At 71.7% G+C, this 22,904-nt stretch carries 24 protein-coding genes and 1 pseudogene; 17 read left to right on the top strand and 8 right to left on the bottom strand.

The features are described 5' to 3' along the window. Window positions 1–2: 2 nt before the first annotated feature. Window positions 3–1,457 carry a GGDEF domain-containing protein gene (locus tag AB0G10_RS41380; protein ID WP_360935413.1) on the top strand — a complete coding sequence of 485 codons (1,455 nt, stop codon included), beginning with the start codon at window positions 3–5 and terminating at the stop codon, window positions 1,455–1,457. Next, window positions 1,358–1,898, top strand: a pseudogene (locus AB0G10_RS41375) (EAL domain-containing protein). The gene AB0G10_RS41380 and the pseudogene AB0G10_RS41375 overlap by 100 nt, the downstream one beginning before the upstream one ends. Here the strand turns inward: AB0G10_RS41375 and AB0G10_RS41370 are convergent. Together AB0G10_RS41370 and AB0G10_RS41365 are read right to left on the bottom strand one after the other, a co-directional pair. After that, entirely contained in the window at window positions 1,873–2,349 is a 477-nt protein-coding gene (locus AB0G10_RS41370; protein ID WP_360935410.1) for a hypothetical protein, read from the bottom strand. The pseudogene AB0G10_RS41375 and the gene AB0G10_RS41370 overlap by 26 nt on opposite strands. Before the next feature lie 54 nt (window positions 2,350–2,403). Then, window positions 2,404–3,039, bottom strand: a complete 636-nt coding sequence (locus AB0G10_RS41365) for an NAD(P)H-dependent oxidoreductase (RefSeq protein WP_360935407.1) — start codon at window positions 3,037–3,039, stop codon at window positions 2,404–2,406. 105 nt (window positions 3,040–3,144) lie between these two features. On the opposite strand from AB0G10_RS41365, the gene AB0G10_RS41360 reads away from it, so the two are divergent. Further along, on the top strand, window positions 3,145–3,636 hold the full coding sequence (locus AB0G10_RS41360; RefSeq protein ID WP_360935404.1) for a MarR family winged helix-turn-helix transcriptional regulator: 492 nt from the start codon (window positions 3,145–3,147) through the stop codon (window positions 3,634–3,636). Between the two features lie 17 nt (window positions 3,637–3,653). Here AB0G10_RS41360 and AB0G10_RS41355 read toward each other — a convergent pair whose 3' ends face one another. After that, window positions 3,654–4,466, bottom strand: coding sequence for a PIG-L family deacetylase (locus AB0G10_RS41355; protein ID WP_360935401.1), 813 nt, complete (start codon window positions 4,464–4,466; stop codon window positions 3,654–3,656). A gap of 125 nt (window positions 4,467–4,591) precedes the next feature. Here AB0G10_RS41355 and AB0G10_RS41350 point away from each other — a divergent pair, with 125 nt between their 5' ends. From AB0G10_RS41350 to AB0G10_RS41340, 3 genes are all read left to right on the top strand, one after another. Next, window positions 4,592–4,855 carry a universal stress protein gene (locus tag AB0G10_RS41350; protein ID WP_360935398.1) on the top strand — a complete coding sequence of 88 codons (264 nt, stop codon included), beginning with the start codon at window positions 4,592–4,594 and terminating at the stop codon, window positions 4,853–4,855. 127 nt (window positions 4,856–4,982) lie between these two features. Continuing rightward, window positions 4,983–5,357, top strand: coding sequence for an STAS domain-containing protein (locus tag AB0G10_RS41345; protein ID WP_360935395.1), 375 nt, complete (start codon window positions 4,983–4,985; stop codon window positions 5,355–5,357). Further along, complete coding sequence (locus tag AB0G10_RS41340; RefSeq protein ID WP_360935392.1) at window positions 5,354–6,064, top strand: STAS domain-containing protein; 711 nt, start codon at window positions 5,354–5,356, stop codon at window positions 6,062–6,064. Before AB0G10_RS41345 ends, AB0G10_RS41340 begins: the two co-directional genes overlap by 4 nt. On the opposite strand, the gene AB0G10_RS41335 is transcribed toward AB0G10_RS41340, so the two are convergent. Then, window positions 6,061–6,678, bottom strand: coding sequence for an acyltransferase (locus AB0G10_RS41335; protein ID WP_360935389.1), 618 nt, complete (start codon window positions 6,676–6,678; stop codon window positions 6,061–6,063). The genes AB0G10_RS41340 and AB0G10_RS41335 overlap by 4 nt on opposite strands. A gap of 155 nt (window positions 6,679–6,833) precedes the next feature. Between AB0G10_RS41335 and AB0G10_RS41330 the strand changes: the two genes are divergently transcribed. The 11 genes from AB0G10_RS41330 to AB0G10_RS41280 all read left to right on the top strand — a co-directional run bounded on the left by AB0G10_RS41330 (window position 6,834) and on the right by AB0G10_RS41280 (window position 18,631). Then, window positions 6,834–8,132, top strand: coding sequence for a nucleotide sugar dehydrogenase (locus AB0G10_RS41330; RefSeq protein WP_360935386.1), 1,299 nt, complete (start codon window positions 6,834–6,836; stop codon window positions 8,130–8,132). Then, complete coding sequence (locus tag AB0G10_RS41325; RefSeq protein ID WP_360935383.1) at window positions 8,129–8,914, top strand: glycosyltransferase family 2 protein; 786 nt, start codon at window positions 8,129–8,131, stop codon at window positions 8,912–8,914. Before AB0G10_RS41330 ends, AB0G10_RS41325 begins: the two co-directional genes overlap by 4 nt. A gap of 15 nt (window positions 8,915–8,929) precedes the next feature. After that, window positions 8,930–9,955 carry an NAD-dependent epimerase/dehydratase family protein gene (locus AB0G10_RS41320; RefSeq protein WP_360935380.1) on the top strand — a complete coding sequence of 342 codons (1,026 nt, stop codon included), beginning with the start codon at window positions 8,930–8,932 and terminating at the stop codon, window positions 9,953–9,955. Next, entirely contained in the window at window positions 9,919–11,244 is a 1,326-nt protein-coding gene (locus AB0G10_RS41315; RefSeq protein WP_360935377.1) for a hypothetical protein, read from the top strand. Before AB0G10_RS41320 ends, AB0G10_RS41315 begins: the two co-directional genes overlap by 37 nt. A 37-nt stretch (window positions 11,245–11,281) precedes the next feature. Further along, window positions 11,282–12,352 carry a Gfo/Idh/MocA family oxidoreductase gene (locus tag AB0G10_RS41310; RefSeq protein WP_360935374.1) on the top strand — a complete coding sequence of 357 codons (1,071 nt, stop codon included), beginning with the start codon at window positions 11,282–11,284 and terminating at the stop codon, window positions 12,350–12,352. After that, window positions 12,349–13,314, top strand: coding sequence for an NAD-dependent epimerase/dehydratase family protein (locus tag AB0G10_RS41305; protein WP_360935371.1), 966 nt, complete (start codon window positions 12,349–12,351; stop codon window positions 13,312–13,314). Before AB0G10_RS41310 ends, AB0G10_RS41305 begins: the two co-directional genes overlap by 4 nt. Window positions 13,315–13,340: 26 nt before the next feature. Beyond that, window positions 13,341–14,453 carry a DegT/DnrJ/EryC1/StrS family aminotransferase gene (locus tag AB0G10_RS41300; RefSeq protein ID WP_360935368.1) on the top strand — a complete coding sequence of 371 codons (1,113 nt, stop codon included), beginning with the start codon at window positions 13,341–13,343 and terminating at the stop codon, window positions 14,451–14,453. Between the two features lie 10 nt (window positions 14,454–14,463). Then, the gene (locus tag AB0G10_RS41295) at window positions 14,464–15,138 is read left to right on the top strand and encodes an acetyltransferase (protein WP_360935365.1); all 675 of its coding nucleotides are present in this window, start codon (window positions 14,464–14,466) and stop codon (window positions 15,136–15,138) included. Further along, window positions 15,135–16,235, top strand: a complete 1,101-nt coding sequence (locus tag AB0G10_RS41290) for a DegT/DnrJ/EryC1/StrS family aminotransferase (protein ID WP_360935362.1) — start codon at window positions 15,135–15,137, stop codon at window positions 16,233–16,235. The genes AB0G10_RS41295 and AB0G10_RS41290 overlap by 4 nt, the downstream gene beginning before the upstream one ends. A 129-nt stretch (window positions 16,236–16,364) precedes the next feature. Then, entirely contained in the window at window positions 16,365–17,615 is a 1,251-nt protein-coding gene (locus tag AB0G10_RS41285; RefSeq protein WP_360935537.1) for an MFS transporter, read from the top strand. Then, entirely contained in the window at window positions 17,612–18,631 is a 1,020-nt protein-coding gene (locus AB0G10_RS41280; RefSeq protein ID WP_360935359.1) for a hypothetical protein, read from the top strand. The genes AB0G10_RS41285 and AB0G10_RS41280 overlap by 4 nt, the downstream gene beginning before the upstream one ends. A 19-nt stretch (window positions 18,632–18,650) precedes the next feature. Here AB0G10_RS41280 and AB0G10_RS41275 read toward each other — a convergent pair whose 3' ends face one another. The 4 genes from AB0G10_RS41275 to AB0G10_RS41260 are packed head-to-tail and all read right to left on the bottom strand — an operon-like array spanning window position 18,651 to window position 22,786. Beyond that, window positions 18,651–19,865, bottom strand: a complete 1,215-nt coding sequence (locus AB0G10_RS41275; RefSeq protein WP_360935356.1) for a hypothetical protein — start codon at window positions 19,863–19,865, stop codon at window positions 18,651–18,653. Window positions 19,866–19,878: 13 nt separating this feature from the next. After that, the gene (locus AB0G10_RS41270; protein WP_360935353.1) at window positions 19,879–20,703 is read right to left on the bottom strand and encodes an ABC transporter permease; all 825 of its coding nucleotides are present in this window, start codon (window positions 20,701–20,703) and stop codon (window positions 19,879–19,881) included. Further along, window positions 20,700–21,719 (bottom strand): ABC transporter ATP-binding protein, encoded by a 1,020-nt coding sequence (locus tag AB0G10_RS41265; protein ID WP_360935350.1) that lies wholly within the window; start codon window positions 21,717–21,719, stop codon window positions 20,700–20,702. The genes AB0G10_RS41270 and AB0G10_RS41265 overlap by 4 nt, the downstream gene beginning before the upstream one ends. Continuing rightward, the gene (locus AB0G10_RS41260) at window positions 21,716–22,786 is read right to left on the bottom strand and encodes a glycosyltransferase family 2 protein (RefSeq protein ID WP_360935347.1); all 1,071 of its coding nucleotides are present in this window, start codon (window positions 22,784–22,786) and stop codon (window positions 21,716–21,718) included. The genes AB0G10_RS41265 and AB0G10_RS41260 overlap by 4 nt, the downstream gene beginning before the upstream one ends. Window positions 22,787–22,904 lie beyond the last annotated feature (118 nt).

The raw sequence follows: 22,904 nt of genomic DNA, 5'->3' as shown, positions 1-22,904 counted from the left end.
ATGTGCGGCCGGGCGCGATCCTCGCGAGGACGCCGCGTCGCGAACTGGTGGCGTGGTCGGTCCTCGTCGCGCTGCTGCTGGCCGACACGGTGCTCTACGTCCTGGCGGACCTCGGGACGGCGTTCGGCGGCGGCGCGCTCGCGACCGCCGTGAACAACACGTTCTACCTGCTTCCCGGCCTCATGGTGGCGACCCGGGCGCGCAGCCGGATCGCCTGGCTCGCGCTCGCCGCCGGGATGCTGGCGTACGCGGCCGGCAACCTCTACTGGAACCTGCACGTCGCCGACCTCGACCCGGAGCCCCTGGTCACCCCGGCCGACGCGCTCTGGCTCGGGTTCTATCCGTGCTTCGCCGTGGCCCTGGTCTTGCTGCTGCGGGCCCGATTACCCCGGGTCAGCGCGCCCGCCCTGTTCGACGGCGTGATCGCGGCCGCCGCGGTGTCCGCGCTGGTCTCGCTGCCGGTGCTGGAGGCCGTCGACCCGGCGCCCGGAGCCACCGCGCTCGGGGTGATCGTCAACGCGGCCTATCCGCTCTCCGACATCGCGGTGGCCGGGTGCCTGCTCGGCGCGTGGGCGCTGTGCGGCTGGCGCGCCGACCGCGTGCTGATCCTGCTGATCGCGGGCATGGGCCTGTTCGCGACCGCCGACGCGATCAGCATGGTGCTGCTCTGGCAGGGCGCCGACGTGCCGTCCTCGCTCGGCCTGATGTGGACCCTCGGCATGACCCTGCTGACGCTCGCCGCCTACCAGCCGGAGAGCGCCGGCCCGGTCACCGGACGCCGGCCGAGCATGCTGGTGAGCACCGCGATCCCGGCGGCGCTCGCCTTCCTCTGCCTCACGCTGATGGCGTACGCGGCGTTCACGACGCGCACCGTGGCACCGGTGAGCAGCACGCTCGCGGTGGTCGCGGTGGCCGCCGCGATCGTCCGGATGATGCTCAGCGTGCGCGGCGCGGAGGCGCTCGGCGCGGCCCGCCGCCAGGCCCGCACCGACGAGCTCACCGGGCTGGCGAACCGGCGGCACTTCGTCGAGCACCTGGACGAGTTGCTGGCCGGCCGGGGCGGCGGCGAGCTGGCGGTCGCGTTCGTCGACCTGGACCGGTTCAAGGAGGTCAACGACAGCTTCGGCCACGACGTCGGGGACAGCCTGCTGCGCATGGTGGGCCGGCGGCTGCACGAGTCGATCGAGCCGCCGGTCATGCTGGCCCGCCTCGGCGGCGACGAGTTCGGCCTGGTCATGCCGGGCATGGGTACGACGGGTGCGGCCGCCGTGGTGGACGCCGTGCTCCGCACGTTGCGGGCGCCGTTCGCGCTGCGCGAGGTGGACCTGCACGTCGACGCGAGCATCGGCATCGCGATCTGCCCGGCCGACGGCGACGACCGGTCCACCCTGCGCACCCGGAGCGCGGGCTGGTCTACCCGGACGCCTTCCTCACCGCGGCGGAGAGCGCCGGGCTGATGGGCCGGATCACCACGGTCGTGCTGGAGCTCGCGGCCGGCCAGGCGCGGGACTGGCAGGAGCGGGGGATGCCGGTGCCGGTCGCTGTCAACCTCTCCGTCTCCGATCTTCGCGAGCCGGCGTTGCCGCAGCGGATCGCCGACCTCCTCCACCGGTACGCCCTGCCGACCACCGCCCTGGAGCTGGAGGTGACCGAGAGCGTGCTGATGACCGACGCCGAGCAGGCGCTCAGCGTGCTCGGCGAGCTGCGCGCAGAGCACCGTGCAGCTCGCGCACCGCCTCGGCATGCGGGTCGTCGCCGAGGGGATGGAGGACGGCGCGGTCTTCGAGCGGCTCCGGGAGTACGGGTGCGACCTGGCCCAGGGCTACGGCATCCTGCGCCCGCAGGACGCCGCCGTGGTGACGAGCTGGATGCTCAGTCCCCTCGTCCCGAACCGATGATCACGAAGTCCTGGGCGGAACCGGCCGGGCGGCGCAGCATGGTGAGCTGGACCTCGCGCGGCCACCAGCGGGTCGGTTCCCGCCATCCGCACTCCAGGATCCTGGCCTGTGGCCGGTCCGCGCAGTCGCCGATCTGCTCCCAGTGGTCGAGCTGGGTGGCGACCAGTTTGCGGGCCCGCAGCCAGGGCGAGCCGGCCGGCATCGCGTAGATGCGGACGGTCGCGTCGCCCCGGTCGTTGCGCAGCCACCTGCCGATGATGGCGGCGCGGTCGCCGACGTCGCGTTCGGCCGGGGTGACCTCGCCCTCGGGGAGCCAGGCGCTCGCCCCGGCGGGCGGGGCGATCTCGTGCGGCCGGCCGGCGGCTTTCCATCGTACGAAGGAAATGGCACCCAGAGTGAGCAGAACGACCACCGTGCCCACCGCGACCGCGGTGATCGAAAACCGTCGCACGGTGGAAGCGTAGAAGGGCCGCGCCAATCGCGGCGCGGCCCTTTCGGTCGAAGATCAGATCTTGTCGGCGATGGCGCGACCGGCGTCGGCGGCGGCCTCCTGCGCGGTCTTGTGCATCAGGTTCGCGGTCTCGGTGAACTGGTCCAGCGCCGGGTTCACGCCGACCAGGGTGAACTCGCGCTCGATCACGGTGAGGTCGGCGCCCCAGATGTCGCCCACGACGCGGCGCAGGTAGTCGGTGTTGTGGTCCCAGCCCTCGCGCGGGGTGCCCGCACCGTAGGCGCCACCGCGGGTGGTGAGCACCACGACCGGCTTGCCCTCGAGGAACTTCTCGCCGTTCTCGCCGCCGGCCATCGCCACGTCGAACCAGGTCTTGACGTGCTGCGAGACGCCGTAGTTGTAGAACGGCAGCGCCAGGATCGCGGCGTCGGCGTTGCGGAGCTCGTCGGCCAGCTCACCGGCCAGGGCGACGGCGGCGTTCTGCGCGTCGCTGCGCTGGTCGGCCGGGGTGTAGCCGGCGCCGATGGCGGTCGCCCACACGTCCGCGGCGATCGGGTTCTGGCCGAGGTGGCGGCGGACGAACGCGGTGCCCGGCTTGGCCGAGGTCAGCGACTGCTCGACCAGGTCGGCGAGCGCGCTGCTCGCGGAGTTCGGGCCGAGGATGCTGGCGTCGATGCGCAGGACTGCCATTGGGGATTCTCCCTGGTTATGCGGAGTTGAATGTTCAACGCGCCCTAAGCTTGCCACCGCAAGTATTGAATGTTCAAGTGCCCAGGTCGGGTATCGTGCTCAGTCGTGACCGATCGCACAGCCGTCCCCTGGCTCACCGACGACGAGCGGCACGCCTGGATGGCACTCACCGCGATGTTCGCGACCCTGCCACCGGCGATCGACGCCCAGCTCAAACGGGATGCCGGGATCAACTTCTTCGAATACCAGATCCTGTCCTGGCTCTCCATGACCCCGGATCGGCTGGTCCGCATGGGCATGCTCGCCCACCTCGCGGGCGGCTCGATCTCCCGGCTGTCGCACGCGGTCACCCGGCTCGAACGGCAGGGGTGGGTACGCCGGCGCACCTCGGACAGCCCCGAGGGCCGCTGCGTCGAGGCGGAGCTCACCGACGCCGGGATGGCGGTCGTGGTCGCCGCCGCGCCCGATCACGTGCGGGAGGCGCGGCGGCTCATCTTCGACGTGCTCACGGCCGAGGAGGTAGGTCAGCTCAAGCGGATCGGCATGAAGCTGGTGGAGGCGGAGGCGCCGCAGACGGCGGCGTGCTTCCGCGATTGATCATCTTTCGCGACCGGTCAGCGCAGTCCTGCGAACAGGTCCGTCTCCGCCGTCGTGTCCGCGTTCATCAACACGTACGCCTCGGTGCCCATCACCGCGTCGAACGTCTCCCGCCCGAGGTTGATGAAGAACGCGCCGTCGCCCTGGCTCGCGTGCGCCGACAGCGCGTCGAACTTCTGATCCAGAACGGACCGGACGTCGAGCCGGGTGGTGATTTTCTCGTCCGGCCAGCCCTCCGGCTGCGCCTCCTCGGAGTTCGGCTCGTCGAAGCCGATGCCGAGCTCGCGCATCCGCTCGCCCATCTCCTTCATGGCCGATTCCGGCAGCACGCTCAGGTAGAGCTTCGGCACCTCGGTGAGCGCGGCCGCCGCCATCGTCACCCGGTGCACCTGGATGTGGTCGGGGTGGCCGTAGCCGCCGTTCTCGTCGTAGGTGACCAGCACGTCCGGCCGGTACTTCTCGATCAGCGCGGCCAGCCTGCGGGCCGCCTCCTCGACCGGGGCCGACCAGAACGACCCGGGAGCGGTGTTGGTGTCCCAGCCCATCATCCCGGAGTCGTGGTAGCCGAGCATCTCCAGGTGCGACACCTTCAGCGCGGCGCAGCTGGCCTCCAGCTCCCGGCGCCGGGTCGCGGCGACGGCCTCCGGATCGTGGCCGGGCTGCCCCGGCTTCACGCCGTCCGGCCCATCCCCGCACCGGCCGTCGGTGCAGGTCACGACGATCGTGGTGACACCCTCGGCGGCGTACTTGGCGAGCGCGCCACCGGTGCTCGTGACCTCGTCGTCGGGGTGGGCGTGCACGGCCATCAGCGTCAAAGGGCGATCACTCATGCGGCAACTCTAGAGGCCCTCCCCACCGGCGCCGGCCGCGTCGGGGCGCCGGGCGGCACGAGTAACACAGGACACAGCCGGCGGCCGGCCGAGGCGACGCCGGAGGTGCCGTAGACGGCCCGGCGTTGCCGCCGGCGCCCGCGCTCGACGCGCACCTCGACGTCACCGTGGCGAACGCGAAAGAGAGCCATCCGGCGGTGTACCTGACCGCCACGACGGTCGCCTCCCCCGCTGCGGCCGCGCTCGTCGTCCGTTCCTCGCACGCGCAGCTCGTCGTGGTGGGCAGCCGGGGCCGGGGCGCGGTGCGGGGCATGCTGCTCGGGTCGGTCAGCCAGCACCTGCTGCGGCACAGCCCGGCCACTGTCGTGGTCGTGCACCCTGCTGTCTGACACCGGCCGTTCCCCGTTTCGGGGCATCTGAACGGCCGTCGCCCCGCAGAATGAACCAAATGCAGAGGAATTGTCTTCGTCTCGACCGGTGCAGCAGGATCACTAGTGCCCGACGAGAGGACTGCGAATGAACGGCCCGTTCATGGTTCGTAAGCACGACGAGGGTGAGGGGATCGTCCGGCTCGCCGTCCACGGCGACGTCGACAACGACAGCAGCGACGCGCTCAGCGTGATCATCAAGAACGCCGCCGACCAGGCCGGCATCCACGCGCTGGTCGTCGACCTGGACCGGGTGCCGTACCTCGCCGCGGCCGGGATCCGCAGCCTGCTCGAAGGGCGTCAGTCGGCGCTGGTGCGGGGATGCTCGTACTACGTGATCAACGCGCGGGACATCGTCGCCGACGCGCTCGTCGCCGCCGGTGTCGCGGCGGTGCTGTCCTCCCCCGCCATGGAGCTCCGCCCGCACCCGGCCACCCGCCGATCGGCGCTCAAATCACCGTGACCGCCATCCGGTGCGACGTCGAGCCGATCGGGACGCGCCTGCTGATCCGCCTGAGCGGCGAGCTCTCCGTGGCCTCCGCGCCCCGGGTCCGCGCCGCCCTGCTCAAATGCCTGGTCGAGCAGCCCGACGCGGTCGTCGTCGACCTGGCCGGCACGGTGCTCGTCGAGCCGGCCGCCGCGACCGTCTTCCACGCGGCGGCCCAGCACGCCGCCCGCTGGCCCGGCACCCCGCTGATCTTCTCGACCGCCGACCCCGGCCTCTCCCGGCAACTCGGGAGGGGCCTGGCCGTGCACGCGAGCGTCGACGAGGCCCTCGCCGCGAAGCCGGGCCGCCGGAATCCGGTCATCAGCGACGTCCTGCTCCCGGTCAGCGGCGCCGCCCAGCGCGCCCGCGACCTGGCCACCTGCGCCTGCGCGCGGTGGCGGCTGCCGCACCTGTCCGGCCGGGCCGGGCTGGTCGCCGGCGAACTGGTCACCAACGCGGTGGTGCACGCGCAGACGATGCTGGACCTGCGGCTCACCCTGGGCCGCCGCTATCTGGTGGTGGCGGTCCGGGACGGGTCGTCCGCCCCGCCGGTGCTGCCCGGGCCCGCCTCGGCCGACCCGCTGGCGCCGCGCGGGCTGCTGCTCGTCGACGCGATGTCCCGGCGCTGGGGCAGCACCCCGGCGCCGGGCGGGAAGGTCGTCTGGGCGGCGCTGGCGACCTAGATCCCCTTTTCGGTGAGGACGCCGTCCTCCTCGCGGTATTCCGCGCCCGTCTCCGGGCACACCCAGACGCCGCCGCCCTTCGTCTCGAGCGGCCGGCCGGCCCGGCCCACCCAGCCGATCCGCTTCGCCGGGACGCCGACCACGAGGGCGAAGTCCGGCACGTCCTTCGTCACCACGGCACCGGCCGCCACGAGAGCCCACCGGCCGACGCTCACCGGCGCGATGCAGACCGCCCGGGCGCCGATCGCCGCGCCCTCGCCGATCGTGACGCCCACGGCGTGCCAGTCGTCGCCGGTCTTCAACCGGCCGTCCGGGGTGACCGCCCGCGGGTACTCGTCGTTGGTCAGCACCGCGGCCGGCCCGACGAAGACGCCGTCGGCGAGCACGGCCGGCTCGTAGACCAGCGCGTGGTTCTGCAGCTTCACGTTGTCGCCGATGCTGACGCCGGGGCCGACGTACGCCCCGCGGCCGACGTTGCAGTTGCGGCCGAGCGTCGCGTCCTCGCGGACCTGGGCGAGATGCCAGATCCGGGTGCCCGCGCCGATGGCGGCACGGTCGTCGACGTCGGCGGTCGGCGCGACGGTCACACCGTCGCGCGCTGTGGTGTCGGTCATGACGCGAGACTAGTGCTGTCGGCGATTCGGTGGAACCGATACGGTAACGGAATCGGCCGAAACGGTGACGCTTCCAGCGGACCGGCTAATGGTCCCTGACCCCTCGTTTCAACCCCTTGTTCGGAACTCGACAAACCCATCGGTCAGGCACCACGGTGCTCTATAGCATCGAGCCGTTCCGGGCCTCGGGACCACAGCACAGGGATCCGACCCGTCACCGGAGCCGGTCCGTCGGTTTGGGGGGAAACACACCAGTGGGGACAAAGCAATTCACACGTGACGTCGTCATCATCGGCGGCTGCGGACGGGTGGGCCTGCCACTGGGCATCGCGCTCGCCTCGCGTGGCCAGTCGGTCACCCTGTACGACATCAACGAGACCGCAGTGTCCACAGTGAACGATGCCCGGATGCCCTTCGACGAAGAGGGTGCGGACGCGCTGCTCACCGAGGTCGTCGCGGCCGGGAGGCTTTCCGCCACAACGGATCCGGCGAGTGTCAGCACCGCCGAGCACCTCATCGTCGTGGTCGGCACGCCGGTCGACGAGCACCTCAACCCCGACCTCGGCGTGGTGCCGCGGGCGCTCGAGCGCTGCGCCGAGCACCTGGTGCCCGGTCAGCTCGTCGTGCTGCGCAGCACGGTGTATCCGGGAGTGACGGCGCTCACTGAGAAAATGCTCCGGAATCGGGGCATCGAGGTCGATCTGGCCTTCTGTCCCGAGCGTATCGCCGAGGGCAAGGCTCTGACCGAATTGTTCGACCTTCCGCAGATCGTCGCGGCGCGCAGCCCGGAAGTCAGCCTCCGTGCGGAGAAGCTTTTCCGGAATCTGACCGAACAGATTGTCCCGGTCTCCCCCGAGGAGGCTGAGCTGGCGAAACTGTTCACCAATACGTGGCGCTACATTAAGTTCGCCACGGCCAATCAGTTCTGGATGATGGCGAACGACTACGGCGTCGACTACGCCCGCATCCGGCACGCCATCACCTACGACTACCCGCGCGCGGCCGACGTGCCGATGCCGGGCTTCGCCGCCGGCCCGTGCCTGCTCAAGGACACGATGCAGCTGGCCGCGTTCAACCAGAACAAGTTCGTGCTCGGCCACGCGGCGATGCTGATCAACGAGGGCCTGCCGAACTACCTGGTGTCACGGGTCGAGGCCCGCTTCGACCTGAGCGAGCTGACCGTCGGCGTGCTCGGCATGGCGTTCAAGGCCGGCAGCGACGACTCCCGCGAGAGCCTGGCGTACAAGCTGCGCAAGCTGCTGACGCTCAAGGCCAAGTCGGTGCTCTGCACCGACCCGCACATCGCCGACGACCGCTTCGTTCCGCTGGACGAGGTGCTGGAGAAGGCCGACGTGCTCATCATCGCGGCTCCGCACCAGGAGTACGCCGAGCTCGACACCGACCTCCCCCTGATCGACATGTGGGGGCTGACCCGCAGCGGAGTGCTGGTGTGAAACCCCGCGTCACGGTCGTCATCCCGGTCTACAACGAGGGTGACGCGATCCTGCCGCACATGGAGCGCCTGCTGCGCGACGTGACCCTGCCGGCCGAGATCCTCATCGTCCACGACACCCCCGACGACACCACCGTCCCGTACGCGGAGAAGCTGGCCATGGCCGACTCCCGGGTGCGGCCGGTGCTCAACACGTACGGCCGGGGCCCGGCCAACGCCATCCGCTTCGGCATCGACGCGGCGCTGGCGCCGGTCGCGGTCGTGACGATGGCCGACGGCTGTGACGACCCGCGCCAGATCGACACCCTGGCCATGCTGGTCGAGCGCGGTGTGGTGGTCGCCGCGGCGTCCCGCTACATGCCGAGCGGCCAGCAGGTCGGCGGCCCGCGGCTGAAGCGCCTGCTGTCCCGGTGGGCGGGGCGCAGCCTCTACCAGATGACCCGGGTCGGCACCCAGGACGCGACGAACAGCTTCAAGGCGTACAGCACCGATTTCGTCCGCCAGGTCGGGATCGAGTCCCGGGTCGGCTTCGAGATCGGCCTGGAGCTGACCGCGAAGGCGTGCCGCGCGCGGCTGCCCGTCGCGGAGATCCCCACCATCTGGCTCGACCGCCAGCTCGGTGAGTCGCATTTTGACATGGGTCGATTCCTTCCCAGCTACCTGCGCTGGTATAGGTTCGCCTACGGCAGGCGGCTCACGCTGGAACAACTCGGCGCCCGCGCCAAGCGGGTCGAGGCGGCCGAGATGCCCGCCCGTCCCGTCGCCATCGACCACAACAGCTAACAGATAGGGGAAATCGTGTCCAAAGTTCTGATCACCGGCTCCGCCGGCTTCATCGGCGGGTATGTCGTGGAGGAACTGCTGTCCCGCGGTCACGAGGTCGTCGGGCTGGACAACTTCTCCAAGTACGGGCCGGTCTCGCACTCGTACGACAACCACCCCAACTACCACTTCACCGAGGGTGACGCCCGCGACGTGGAGCTGGTCACCCGGCTCGCGTCGGACTGCGACCACTTCATCGCCGGCGCCGCGATGATCGGTGGCATCTCGTACTTCCACGCGTACGCCTACGACCTGCTCGCCACCAACGAGCGGATCATGGCGGCCTCCTGCGACGCGGCCATCAAGGCGCACCGCGAGGGCCGGCTGCAGAAGATGACCTACCTGTCGTCGTCGATGGTGTTCGAGTCGACCGACCGCTGGCCGTCCAAGGAGGGCGACGAGCGGATCGTCCCGCCGCCGCTGTCCTCGTACGGTTTCCAGAAGCTCGCGGTGGAGTACTACGCGAAGGCCGCCTGGGACCAGTACAAGCTGCCCTACACCATCGTCCGGCCGTTCAACTGCGTCGGCGTCGGCGAGGGCCGCGCGCTCGGCGAGGCCGAGGTGCTCTCCGGCAACGTCAAGCTGGCGATGTCGCACGTCGTCCCGGACCTGGTGCAGAAGGTGCTCAAGGGTCAGGACCCGCTGCACATCCTCGGCGACGGCAGCCAGGTGCGCCACTACACGTACGGCGGCGACCTCGCTCGCGGCATCGTCGTGGCGATGGAGCACGAGGCCGCCCGCAACGAGGACTTCAACATCTCCACCGCCGAGGGCACCACGGTGCAGGAGCTGGCCGAGGTGATCTGGCGCAAGATCAAGGGCGCGGACGTCCCGTTCAGCCTGGTCTCGGACGACCCGTTCGAGTACGACGTGCAGAAGCGGGTCCCGGACGTCACGAAGGCCAAGGAGGTTCTCGGCTTCGAGGCCACCACCTCCCTGGACGACATGCTCGACGAGGTGATTCCGTGGGTGACCCAGGCGGTCGCCGAGGGCCGGCTCTGACCCTCACCACCAGCCCGGCACCGCTCGTGAAGGCGGCGCGCGACCTGTTCGTCGCGCCGCCCGCGCGGCCGGTGACCGGCAGAGCGATCCTGGCCGCGGTGGTCGCGGTCGTCGCCGGCACCGCCGTGGGGCTGCTCCGGCAGCCCGGGCACGGCGCCCTCGACACGGTCTGGGCCGAGGACGGCAGCGTCTTCTACAGCCAGGCCGTCACCGACGGCCCCTGGTCGGCGCTCACGACGTCGTACGCCGGCTACTTCCACGTCGTACCCCGCCTGCTGGCCGCCGTCGCGGCGGCCTTCCCACCGGAGGCCGCGGCCGCGGTGCTCGCGATCTCGGCGTCGCTGGCCACCGCCCTGCTGGCCCTGCTCGTCTTCGTGGCCAGTGCCGGCCACCTGCCGTCGACGCTGTCCCGGGTGCTCGTCTCGGCCGTCGTGGTGCTCGTGCCGGTCGCCCAGGACGAGGTGCTCAACTCGATCGCCAACTTCCACTGGTACGGCCTGTACGTGCTGTTCTGGCTGTTCCTGTGGTCGCCGCGCGGCCGGGCCGGGCAGATCGTCGCCGTGGTCACCGTGTTCCTGGTGGCCGGCAGCGACATCCTGGTCCTGGCCTACCTGCCGCTCGCGGCGTTCCGGCTGGTCAACCGCGACCGGCACGGCCGGCTCCTGGCCGGCGCCCTGGGCCTCGGCCTGGTGCTCCAGGTCGCCGGGCTGCTGTCCGGCTCCAGCGAGCGCGCGCTGGCGCTCGACCCGGTCGGCGCCGTCGCCGGGTACGTGCTGCGCGCGGTGCCGGCGCCGCTGATCGGCCAGCGCTGGCTGGGCGACGACGTGAACGGGCGCTGGGTGGTGCTGGCCGGAATCGCCTGGCTCGTGGTGGCCGCGGCCCTGGTGGTCGCGCTGCGGCGGGTCACCCGCCCGCTGTGGGTCCTGGCGGTCGCGGCCGCGCTGCAGAGCGCCCTGATGTACCTGCTGCCGGTGGTGCTCTCCGGCGCCGCGACCCCGCGCTACGCGGTCGCGCCGGCCATGCTCGTGGTGGTCGCGCTGGTGGCGCTGCTGCAACCGGCACCCGGCGGCACGCGGGTCCCGCTCTACGCGCTCACCGCGCTGCTGGCGGTGGTCGCCGCGGTCAACCTGCGGATCGACAACCCGCGCGCGGACGGGCTCACCTGGAGCGCCGAGCTCGACCGGGCACAGGCCGCCTGCGCCCTCGACGGTGGGAACACCGGCCTGGTGATCGCGCCGCCGAACAACCCGCCGTGGACGGTGGTCCTGCGGTGCGAGGACATCGAATGAACCCGAAGCCCCGGCTTCCCGAACGAAACGGACGTCCGTGACCTCTCCACAGCCCACGACCGCGCCGATCGGCGTCGCCGTCATCGGGGCCGGCTACTGGGGCCCCAACCTCGTCCGCAACTTCCAGGCGTCGCCGAACTTCCGGCTCCGCTGGCTCTGCGACCTCGACGTCGAGCGTGCCAGGAAGGTCCTCGGCGGCTACTCGACGGTGCAGGTCTCGGCCAGCCTCGACGAGGTCCTCGCCGACCCCGAGGTGCAGGCCGTCGCGATCGCCACCCCGGCCGGCACGCACCTGCCGGTGGCCCTGGCCGCGCTGCGCGCCGGCAAGCACGTGCTGGTCGAGAAGCCGCTCGCGGCCACCTACGACGAGGGCGTCCAGCTCGTCGAGGAGGCCGACCGGCGCGGCCTGACGCTGATGTGCGACCACACCTACTGCTACACCCCCGCGGTGCTGAAGATCCGCGAGCTGCTGCACGCCGGTGAGCTGGGTGAGCTGCACTTCCTCGACTCGGTCCGGATCAACCTGGGCCTGGTGCAGAAGGACATCGACGTGGTGTGGGACCTCGCCCCGCACGACCTGTCGATCCTCGACTTCGTGCTGCCGCCGGGCGTCCGGCCGATCGCGGTGGCCGCGCACGGCGCCGACGGCATCGGCGCGGGCCGGGCCTGCGTCGCCTACCTCACGCTGGAGCTGAGCAACGGCGCGATCGCGCACATCCACGTGAACTGGCTGTCGCCCGTGAAGATCCGTACGGCGATCGTCGGCGGCGCGAAGAAGACCCTGGTCTGGGACGACCTGAACCCCAGCCAGCGGATCTCGATCTACGACAAGGGCGTCGACGTGTCGTCGGCCGACGAGCTCGGCGACGAGCAGCGCCGCGACCTGCGCATCTCCTACCGCTCGGGCGACATGGTCGCCCCGGCGCTGGTGGAGCGCGAGGCGCTGCGCACGATGGTGGACGAGTACGCGCGGGCCATCACGACGGGCACGCCGGCGCTGACCGACGGCCGGTCCGGGCTGCGCGTGCTGGAGATCCTTCAGGCGGCTTCGCGGAGCCTCGCCGAAGGCGGAACAATGATCAAGCTCGACGAAGGGCACATGGCGTGACTGGGGTACAGATCGAGGGCGCGCGCGCTCTCGTCACCGGCGGGGCGGGCACGATCGGTTCGCACGTCGTCGACGAACTGGTCCGCGGCGGCGCCGCCGAGATCGTCGTTCTCGACAACTTCGTGCGCGGGCGCAGGGACAACCTCGCGTGGGCGCTGGAGAACGGCCCGGTCAAGCTGGTCGAGGGCGACATCCGCGACCAGAAGCTGGTCCGTGACCTGACCAGGGGCCAGGACCTGGTCTTCCACCTGGCGGCGATCCGCATCACGCAGTGCGCCGAGGAGCCCCGGCTCGCCAACGAGGTGCTCGTCGACGGCACGTTCAACGTGATCGAGGCGGCCGCCGAGGAGGGCGTCAAGAAGCTCGTCGCGTCGTCGTCGGCGTCGGTCTACGGCCTGGCCGAGGAGTTCCCGACCACCGAGCGCCACCACCCGTACAACAACGACACGTTCTACGGCGCGGCGAAGGCGTTCAACGAGGCCACGCTGCGCAGCTTCCACGCGATGAAGGGCCTCGACTACGTCGCCCTGCGCTACTTCAACGTGTACGGCCCGCGGATGGACATCCACGGCCTCTACACCGAGGTGCTGATCCGCTGGATGGAGCGCATCACCGCGGGCACCCCGCCGCTGATCCTCGGCGACGGCCTCGCCACGATGGACTTCGTGCACGTCGCGGACATCGCCCGGGCCAACATCCTGGCGGCGAAGGCGGACGTCACCGACGAGGTCTTCAACATCGCCAGCGCCCAGGAGACCAGCCTCAAGGAGCTCGCCCAGGCGCTGTCCGACGTGATGAAGTCCGACCTCGCCCCGGAGCACGGCCCGGCCCGCGCGGTCAACGGCGTCACCCGCCGGCTCGCCGACATCAGCGCCGCCGAGCGGAAGCTGGGCTGGCGTCCCGAGCTCTCCCTCACCGAGGGCCTGCAGGGCCTCGTCGACTGGTGGCGGGCGTCCAAGTGAGCGAGCCACAGCGCAAGATCCCCGTCATGATCCCCCTGCTCGGCGAGGAGGAGGCGCAGGCCGCTGCCGACGCCGTCCGCTCCGGGTGGGTGGCGCAGGGCCCGCGCGTCGCGAAGTTCGAGCAGGAGTTCGCGGCCATCGTCGGCGCCGGCCACGGCGTCGCGGTCAGCTCCTGCACGACCGGCCTGCACCTGGCGCTGGTACTGCACGGCGTCGGCCCCGGCGACGAGGTGATCATCCCGTCGTTCTCGTTCATCGCGACCGCCAACGCGGTCCGCTACGTGGGCGCCACGCCGATCTTCGCCGACGTCGACCTGGCCACCGGCAACGTGACGGTGGAGACGGTCGACGCGGTGCGCACCGATCGCACCCGCGCGGTCATCGCCGTGCACCAGGGCGGCGTTCCGTTCGACACGGCGGCGCTGCGCAAGGCCGCGGCCGGGTGGGGGGTCACCCTGGTCGAGGACGCCGCCTGCGCGGCGGGTTCCACGGCGTACGGGGAACCGGCCGGCACCGGGGCGGCGGTGGCCGCCTGGTCGTTCCACCCGCGCAAGCTCATCACCACCGGTGAGGGCGGCATGGTGACGGTGGACGACGCCGACGCCGCGGTCCGCCTGAAGCGGCTCCGCGAGCACGGCATGAACGTCTCCGCCGCCGACCGGCACGCCAGCAAGCAGCCGGTGCTGGAGGCGTACCTGGAGACCGCCTACAACTACCGGATGACCGACATCCAGGCCGCGGTCGGGCTCGTGCAGCTCACCCGGCTCGCCGGCCTGGTGGCGCAGCGCCGGCAGTTCGCGGCGCGCTACCAGGAGCTGCTCGCCGGCATCGACGGGCTGATCCCGGTCCGCGACCCGGCCTACGGGCAGACCAACTACCAGTCGTTCTGGGTGCTGCTCGACGGCTTCCCGGTGGACCGGGACGAGGTTCTGTCGGCGCTCGCCGCGAAGGGCGTCTCGGCCCGCCGCGGCATCATGGCCTCGCACCTCGAGCCGGCCTACGCGGACGTCACCCCGCCGCCGCTGCCGGTGACCGAGCGGCTGACCAGGAACTCGCTGATCCTGCCGCTGCACCACCAGCTCACCGAGGGCGACCAGGACTACATCGTCGGCATCCTCCGCGACCTGGCCCGCAAGTGAGGGCCCGCAAGTGAAGAACCTGGTCATCGTCGGGGCCGGCGGCTTCGCCCGGGAGACGGCCGCCGCGGCCGCCTCCCGCTGGCGGGTCACCGGCTTCGTCGACGACAACCCCGCCCTGCACGGCACCCTGCGGTCCGGCCTGCCGATCCTCGGCCCGGTGGACAGCGTGGTCGGCATGGCGGACACCGCGGTCGTGGTCTGCGTGGGCAACCCGCGCAACTACACCGCGCGGCAGGCCATCGTCGAGCGGCTCGGCCTGCCGGACGAGCGGTACGCCACGGTCGTGCACCCGTCCGCCGAGATCGGCGCCGGCTGCACGGTCGGCCCCGGGAGCGTCCTGCTGGCCGGGACGGTCCTGACGGCCGACCTGTCGGTGGGCGCCCACGTCGCGGTCATGCCCCAGGTGGTGCTCACCCATGACGATCTGGTCGAGGACTTCGGGACCATCGCCTCTGGCGTGCGCGTCGGCGGCGGTGCGATCCTGCGACGCGGCGCGTACGTGGGAGCCGGCGCCCTGATCCGCGAGGGTGTGACGGTCGGCGCCTGGTCGCAGATCGGCATGGGCTCGGTCGTGCTGCGTGACGTTCCGCCCGATGAGGTCTGGGTCGGCAGCCCGGCCCGTTTCCTGCGCAGCGCCAAGCTTGAGGAGCGCAGCGCCAAGCTCGAGGAGTTGACCCAGAAATGAGCAAGATCCCGCTCGTCGACCTGGCCGCCGCCCACGCGGAGGTGGCCGAGGAGGTCGAGGCCGGCTTCAAGCGCATCATCGCGGAGACCGCGTTCGTCGGCGGCGCCGAGGTGGCCGCGTTCGAGCAGGAGTACGCGGCGTTCTCCGGCGTCGAGCACTGCGTCGGCGTGGCGAACGGCACGGACGCCCTCGAGCTGGCGTTCCGCGCCGTGGGTGTCGGCCCCGGCAGCGAGGTGATCCTGCCGGCCAACACGTTCATCGCGACGGCCGAGGCGGTCGCGCGCACCGGCGCCGACGTGGTTCTGGTCGACTGCGACCCCCGTACGTATCTCATCGACGTCGAAGCCGCGCTCGCGGCAGTGACCCCGCGCACGAAGGCGATCGCGCCCGTGCACCTCTATGGTCAGCTCGCCCCGGTGGACCGGCTGCGCGCCGGTCTCGCGGGGAGCGACGTCGTGCTGGTCGAGGACGCGGCGCAGTGCCAGGGCGCGACCCGGCACGGCAGGGGCGCCGGCGTCGACGGCATCGCGGCCACCAGCTTCTACCCGGGCAAGAACCTGGGCGCCTACGGTGACGCCGGCGCGGTGGTGAGCGCCCGCGAGGACTGGGCGACCACGGTCCGCACCCTGGGCAGCCACGGTGGCCTGCGCAAGTACCACCACGACCTGATCGGCGTGAACAGCCGGCTCGACGGCCTGCAGGCGGTCGTGCTGCGGGCGAAGCTGGCCCGGCTCGCCGAGGGCAACCGCCGCCGCCGCGCGGTCGCCGCCTACTACGACGAGCTGCTCGCCGGCCTGGACGTGACGCTGCCGGTGACGCTCGAGGGCAACGAGCACGTCTGGCACATCTACTGCGTCCGCGTTCCCGGCGGCCGCCGCGACGAGGTGCTGGCGAGGCTGAACGAGGACGGCATCGGCGCGGGCATCCACTACCCGTACCCGGTGCACAAGACCGGCGCGTTCGGCTACCTGGGCGGCTCCTACCCGGTCGCCGAGGCGGTCGCGCCGGAGCTGCTGTCCCTGCCGATCTATCCGCAGCTCACCCGCGAGCAGCAGGAGCGGGTCGCCGAGGCCCTGAAGTCGGCGCTGGCTGGCTGAACGTCGTGACATCGCGGTCCGAACTGCCGGAAGAATAGGGCAGAACGGACCGCGACCGGCGCTCGCCAGCGCCGATAGGGTGGGCCCGGCCGTCTGTGATCATCGCGGCCCGGAAGGTGGTTGACGAACGTGTACGTGTCGCTGCGGGACCGGCCCGGGTCGAACGAGGAGCCGGGAGGGCGCAGCGTCGTCCGGCGCGTCTCGACCACTGTCGTGCTGCTCGGGATCGTGAGCCTGCTGACCGACGTCTCGTCGGAGATGGTGGCCTCGGTCCTGCCGCTGTACCTCACCGCCGCGGTCGGGCTCAGCACCGTCGCCTACGGTTTCCTCGACGGCATCTATCAGGGCGTCAGTGCATTCGTACGGATCGCCGGCGGCTACGCCGGTGACCGCGGCGGCCAGCCCAAGTGGATCGCCGTGGTCGGCTACGGCGCCTCCGCGGTCAGCCGCCTGCTGATGCTCCCGGCCGCCGGTTTCGGCGCGATCGTCGCGGTGGTGACCGCCGACCGGCTCGGCAAAGGGCTGCGCACCGCGCCCCGGGACGCGCTGATCGCCGAGGCCTCCGACCCGAAGATGCTGGGCCGCGCGTTCGGCGTGCACCGCACCCTCGACACGATCGGCGCCGCGATCGGCCCGATCGTCGCGTTCGCCCTGCTCGCGGCCGTGCCGAACAGCTACGACTCGATCTGGGTCGTCTCGTTCGCGGTCGCGATCGCCGGCCTGGCCGTGCTCGTGCTCTTCGTGCCGAACCTGCGCACCAGCTCCGCGAAGGCCAGGATCGGGCTGCGCCGGGCGATGCGCGAGATCACCGCGAGGCCGCTGCGCAAGCCGCTCGTCGCGGCCGGCGTGCTCGGCCTGCTGACCGTCGGCGACGGCTTCCTCTACCTGGCCCTGCAGGACCGGGACGACTTCGCGGCCACCTACTTCCCGCTGCTCTACGTCGGCACGAACATCGCGTACCTGCTGCTCGCCGTCCCGTTCGGCCGGCTCGCCGACCGGGTCGGCCGGGCCAAGGTCCTGGTGGCCGGGCACGGCGCGCTGCTGCTCGCCTACGTCCTCGGCGCGCTGCCGTCCGGCGGCCTCGGGCTGACCCTCGGCACGCTGCTGCTGCTCGGCGTCTTCTACGCGGCCACCGACGGCGTGCTGCCGGCCCTGGTCAGCCGCCTGGTGCCGGCCGAGGCCCGGGGCAGCGGCATCTCGGCGGCGCAGACCGTCGTGGCGCTGGCCCGCTTCGCGTCCTCGGTGATGTTCGGCCTGCTCTGGGCCGTGCAGGGGCCGAGCGAGTCACTCGTGGTCTTCGCGGTGCTGCTGGCCGCGGCGATCCCCGCGGCGTGGGTCATGCTGCGCGGCATCGACAGCCGGCCGGAGGTCGCCGCATGAGCACCCGTCTGCGGGTCTCCCTGCTGGTGGTCATCCTGGTCGTCGCGCTCGCCGGCGCCGGCGGCTACGTCTGGAAGGAACGCCGGGACCAGGCCGACCGGCTCGCCGCGGCCCCCGCGGTGGCCACCGCCGGCGACGTCGCCACGCTGCGCTCGCAGCCGCACATCGTCTTCCGCAGTACCGCGCTGGGCCAGGGCTACGGCCAGGTCGCCATGGCGCCGCTGGCGGACCCGGGCGGCCCCCGGGCGTTCACCCCGGCCTCCTGCGAGCGGGTCTACGCGACCACCGCGGACGCCATCTGCCTCTCCGCCGACCGGGGCATCGTCACCACCTACAAGTCGCAGCTGCTGGACACGGTCTGGGGCCCGGTCCGGGACCTCCCGCTGACCGGCCTGCCCAGCCGGGCCCGGCTGTCCCGGGACGGCTCGCTGGTGGCGACCACGACCTTCGTGTACGGGGACTCGTACGCCAACCCGGGACAGTTCTCCACCCGGACGATCGTGACCCGCACCGACGGCGAAGTGGTCGGCGACATCGAGAAGTTCAAGCTGGTCGTGAACGGTAGGACGATCACCGCGGTGGACAAGAACCTGTGGGGCGTCACGTTCGCCGACGACGACAGGTTCTACGTGACCGCGTCGTCGGGCGGCAAGACCTGGCTGACCGAGGGCAGCCTGTCGAAGCAGACGGTGACGGCGCTGCGCGAGGACGTCGAGTGCCCGTCGCTGTCGCCGGACGGGACCCGGATCGCGTTCAAGAAGCACGGCGACCTGCCGGCCGGCAAGTGGCGGCTCGCGGTCTACGACCTGCGCACCAAGACCGAGACCGTGCTCGCCGAGACGAACAGCGTCGACGACCAGGCCGAGTGGCTCGATGACGACACCATTCTGTACGGGCTGCCGCGCACCGCCGGCAACGGCGCCACCACCAGCGACATCTGGCAGGTGCCGGCCGACGGCAGCGGAAGCCCGCAGGTGCTCGTGGCCGACGCCTGGTCCCCGTCGGTGGTCAGGTGATCACCGACGGGGCCGCCGCTCAGGCCCCGTAGACCTCGTCCTCGATGGCCGCGAGCGTGGCGCGCTGCGCGGTGTCCCACGCGACCGGCCGGACGCTCGCGCTGATCTCGGCCGGTGAGGCGCTCCGGCCGGAGACCGCGTCGCTGAGCGCCTCGGCCAGCCCCAGCGGGGTCGGCGGCACCCAGCGCACGTGCGGGTTGTCCAGGCTGGCCCGGGCGTACGGCGACTCGCCGCAGACCGGCACCACACCGCACGCCAGCATCTCGTCGGGCACCAGCGACAGGTTCGTGAACGACAGCGCCACCCCGGCGGCGCAGCGATTGTAGAGCTCGCCGAGCTGCCGGGGCGTCATCCGGCCGTGGTTGGTGGCCGGGAACGGCACCTGCGCGGTCGGGTCGCCGAACAGGTGGATCTCCTGCTCGGGGTGCCGGCGGTGGAACTCGCGCAGCGCCAGCAGGCCGAGCGCGAACCCGCGCCGGGCCGTGTCCGACCGGGCGTAGAAGACCACGCCGTTGCGCGGCTGCGGGTTGGTCAGGTGGTAGACCGCGTCGTCCCAGCCGAACTCGGCCACCGCGGCCTCGACACCGAACTGCTCGCCCAGCATGCCGGCGAGCATCCGCCCCACCGTGATCGTCCGGAACCCGAACCGGTAGGTGTCCTCGGCCAGCGCGTACTCCGCGCCCTGCGGGTAGAACCAGGGCTCGAAGTCCTGGACGAAGTAGAGCCGCCGGGTCGCCAGGTCGTCGCGGGATGCGAGCACGTGCGCGGTCGGCCAGGACGTGGCGACGTAGGCGTCGATCGGCGCCAGCCCGTCGGCGACCGACCGGACCTCGGCGCGGACCTTCGGCCACGAGCCGCGGATGACGCCGCGGTGCCGGTCGACGTCGCCGTCGAACATGTCGTACAGGTAGAGCACGCACCGGTGACCGGCCGCCTCGAGCGCCTCGATCATGCGGAACATCGTGGTGTGCCCGCCCGAGCCGGCGGCCGGCGGCGTGCAGATCCAGCCGATCGTCAGGGGCGTGCCCCGGGCCGGCCGGGCCGCGGGCGCCGCGAGCTTGAGGCCGCGTGAGTCGGCCACGTCCTCGAACCGCAGCGGGAACTCCAGCGACGAGGCGCCGAGCCTGTTGTAGGCCACCCGAGCCACCCGCTGCGCGAAACCGCGGGCGCCCTGCCTGCGCAACAGCCGCAGCGCCTCCCGCGACCGTGCGGCGCTCTCTCCCACTCCGCTCACCGGTTGCCCTCTCTCAGATACTCAGGATGCCGAGCTTGCGGGCCAGCCGCAGGGAACGGTCGAAGAGCCACAGGCCGAACGTCATCGTCACGACGCAGAACACCGCGAGGATGCCGAGCGAGAGCGCCGGCGACAGCTCGTCCGGCGACGTCTCCCCGGCCAGCAGCTGACGCACCGCGCTGATCACGTACGAATGCGGCACGAGGTAGCTGAGCCAGCGGATCCACTCGGGCAGCACGCTGATCGGGAACAGCGCGCCACCGAGCACCGAGGCGGCCAGGCTGAACAGCATGACCACCGGCTCGCCGCGCTTGAACAGCACGATGAACGCGGCCGCGAACGTGCCGAGCGCGTTGCAGGCCACGATGCCGAGGAAGAGCGCGACCAGGCTGAGCGGGATGCCGGCGACGTGGATCGGCGCGCCGAGCAGCCAGCCGATGCCGACCATGAGGCAGGCCAGCACCGCGCCGGTGACGCTGCGCCAGATGTTCATGGCGACCGGGATGAGCGCCCACGGCACCGGCTCGATCAGGTAGGTCTCGAGCGTGCCGCGCTCCTGCGCGAACTGCAGCCGGCTGGTGAGGCCGGTCAGCGCGTCCTGCAGGCCGGCGATGACCGCCGTGCCGATCAGCATGAAGACGAAGACGTCCTGGCCGGTGCCGAGGAACGTGCTCTGGAAGTAGTACAGCAGCACCGGGAAGACCACGGCCGCGTAGCGCAGGACCGTCGAGAGCGGGAACATCCGCTCCTCGACCAGGTCGATGCGGATGTAGCCCTCGAGGGTGTCCAGCACCTTACGGCCGAACCGGCGCTCGGAGGACAGGGTGGCAGCGGTCATCGCGTGGCTTCCGCCTTCGTTCCGGTGGTGTAGACCTGGGCGATCAGGTCACGCAGGGGCATCGGGATCTCGCGTACGTGCTCGACGGAGTCGGCGAGCGGGCCGAGGCCGGCCAGCACCGCGCCGACCCGGTGCTTGCCGTCGAGCTGGACGCGCACGCTGAGGTCCTCGGTGGTCACGTCGAGGCCGCGGGCCCGGAGGTCGTCGGCGATCAGCCCGGCGGACGCGGGGTCGGCCGCGACCAGCTCGAGGCTGGGCCGGTCCCACTCGCTGCGCAGGGCGTCCAGGTCGCCGTCGTACTTGACCCGGCCGCGGTCCATCAGCAGCGCGTGCGACTGGAGGGCCTCGATCTCCTCGAGGCGGTGCGAGGAGATGAGCACGGCGAGCTGCTCCTGCGCGACCAGGCTGGTGATGAGCTCCAGCAGGCCGTGCGCGGCGATCGGGTCGACCGCGCCGGTCGGCTCGTCGAGGATGAGCGCGCGCGGGCCGGGCAGCAGCGCCCGGGCCAGCCGCAGCCGGGCCTTCATGCCGGCCGAGAGGCCGGCCACCACGGACTGCATCTGCGGGATCAGGTTGACCTGCTCCATCACGTGGTCGATGCGCTCGGCCAGCAGCTTGCGCGGCATGCCCTGCAGGCGGCCGTGCATCTGCAGGTTCTCCCGGCAGGTGGCGCGCATGAGCAGGCTGCGGTCCTCGGCGGGCATCCAGCCGACGACCTGGCGGATCCGCTCCGAGTCGCCCTCGGCGTCGAGGCCGAGCACCTTCGCGGTGCCGCTGGTGGCGGTGGTCAGGCCCATGATGATGCGGAACATCGTGGTCTTGCCGGCGCCGTTGGGGCCGACGATCGCGCAGATCGAGCCGGCGCCCACCGACAGGTCGACGCCGTCCAGGGCGCGCACGTTCTCGGTGAGGTGGGAGCGGGCGAACACCCGCATCCACCGGGGTGTGGGCTCGTAAACCTTGGAGAGCTGCGACAACACGATGACGGCGTCACCGCGCTGATCCGACTGACTCACAGAGACCTCACCGCACCCAACACTCCGGTCCGCCGCCAGCGCCGCCAGCGAGCGTGAAAAATGGCCTTGTCGACGGTGGCCGTGAGGCGCACCGGGACCCGCGCGCCACGGCGCAGGTAGTTCTGGCAGACCGTCCACAACCTGCCCCCGCGGCAGTCCGGATCGATCTTCTCGGCCAGGGCGACCAGCTCGGCGGCGTCGGCGGCCGGCTCCCCCAGCTCGTAGGACTGGCGGACGGCGATCAGCGCCTCCCGGGCCACGGCCCGCGCCGCCGACGCCCGCAGCCGGGGCGTGTCGACCGCGTCGCCGTCGTGCGCGAAGAACCACTCGAACGCCTTCCAGCGCTCGGTCAGGTCGGTCAGCACGCCGGAGAACTGCGAGGTGTGCATGTTGCCGCCGTGCACGCGGTAGAAGGCGAGGTCGACGCCATTGACCCGGCCGACCTGGGCCCGGGACGCGGCGCGCAGCCAGAGCAGGAAGTCGGCGGAGTGCGGCAGCTCCGGTTCGTACCCGACGAGCTCGCGCATGAGCGACGTGCGCAGCATGACCTCGGGGGTGGCCAGCGGGTTGCCGCCGCGGCGGCAGACCTGCTCGAGCCACTCGGGGCCCTCCCAGACGGTCCACGAGTGCACCCGGGTGCGGGGCTCGCGGGGCACGTCGACGAAGGTCGGCGCGAAGCCGTAGACCATGCCGACGCCGGGGTTGGACTCCATCAGCGCGGCCGACTGGGCCAGCGCGCCCGGCACGACCACGTCGTCGGCCGAGAGCAGGACCACGTAGTCGCCGTCGACGGCCGCGAGGCCGTCGTTGTAGGTGGCGATGTGACCGCTGTTCTTCTCGTGCGCGAGCAGCTTGACCCGCGGGTCGGCGGCGGCCAGCTCGCGGGCCACCTCGGCGCTGCCGTCCGGGGAGGCGTCGTCGACGATGAGCACGTCCATCTCGACACCGGGCTGGTCGAGGACCGTGCGCACGCACTCGGGAAGGAAGTGGCCGTAGTTGTAACAGGGGATCACTACCGAGATCCGGGGGCGGCCTCTCATCAGCCGTGGTGCCGTTTTGACGGTCATGACGTACCCAGACACCTTTCTCTGTATCGATGAACAGGCTCCCGCACCCTGAGGAGCCGAGACAACCGCCGCCCGTGTCGGGAAGTCGATACGGACGGCGGTCGTGTTAGGACGGTGG

Source organism: Actinoplanes sp. NPDC023714, from assembly GCF_040639855.1.
Lineage (GTDB): Bacteria > Actinomycetota > Actinomycetes > Mycobacteriales > Micromonosporaceae > Actinoplanes.
Note: the sequence above shows the minus strand (reverse complement) of the source record. Positions and strands in the feature narration are given on the sequence as shown.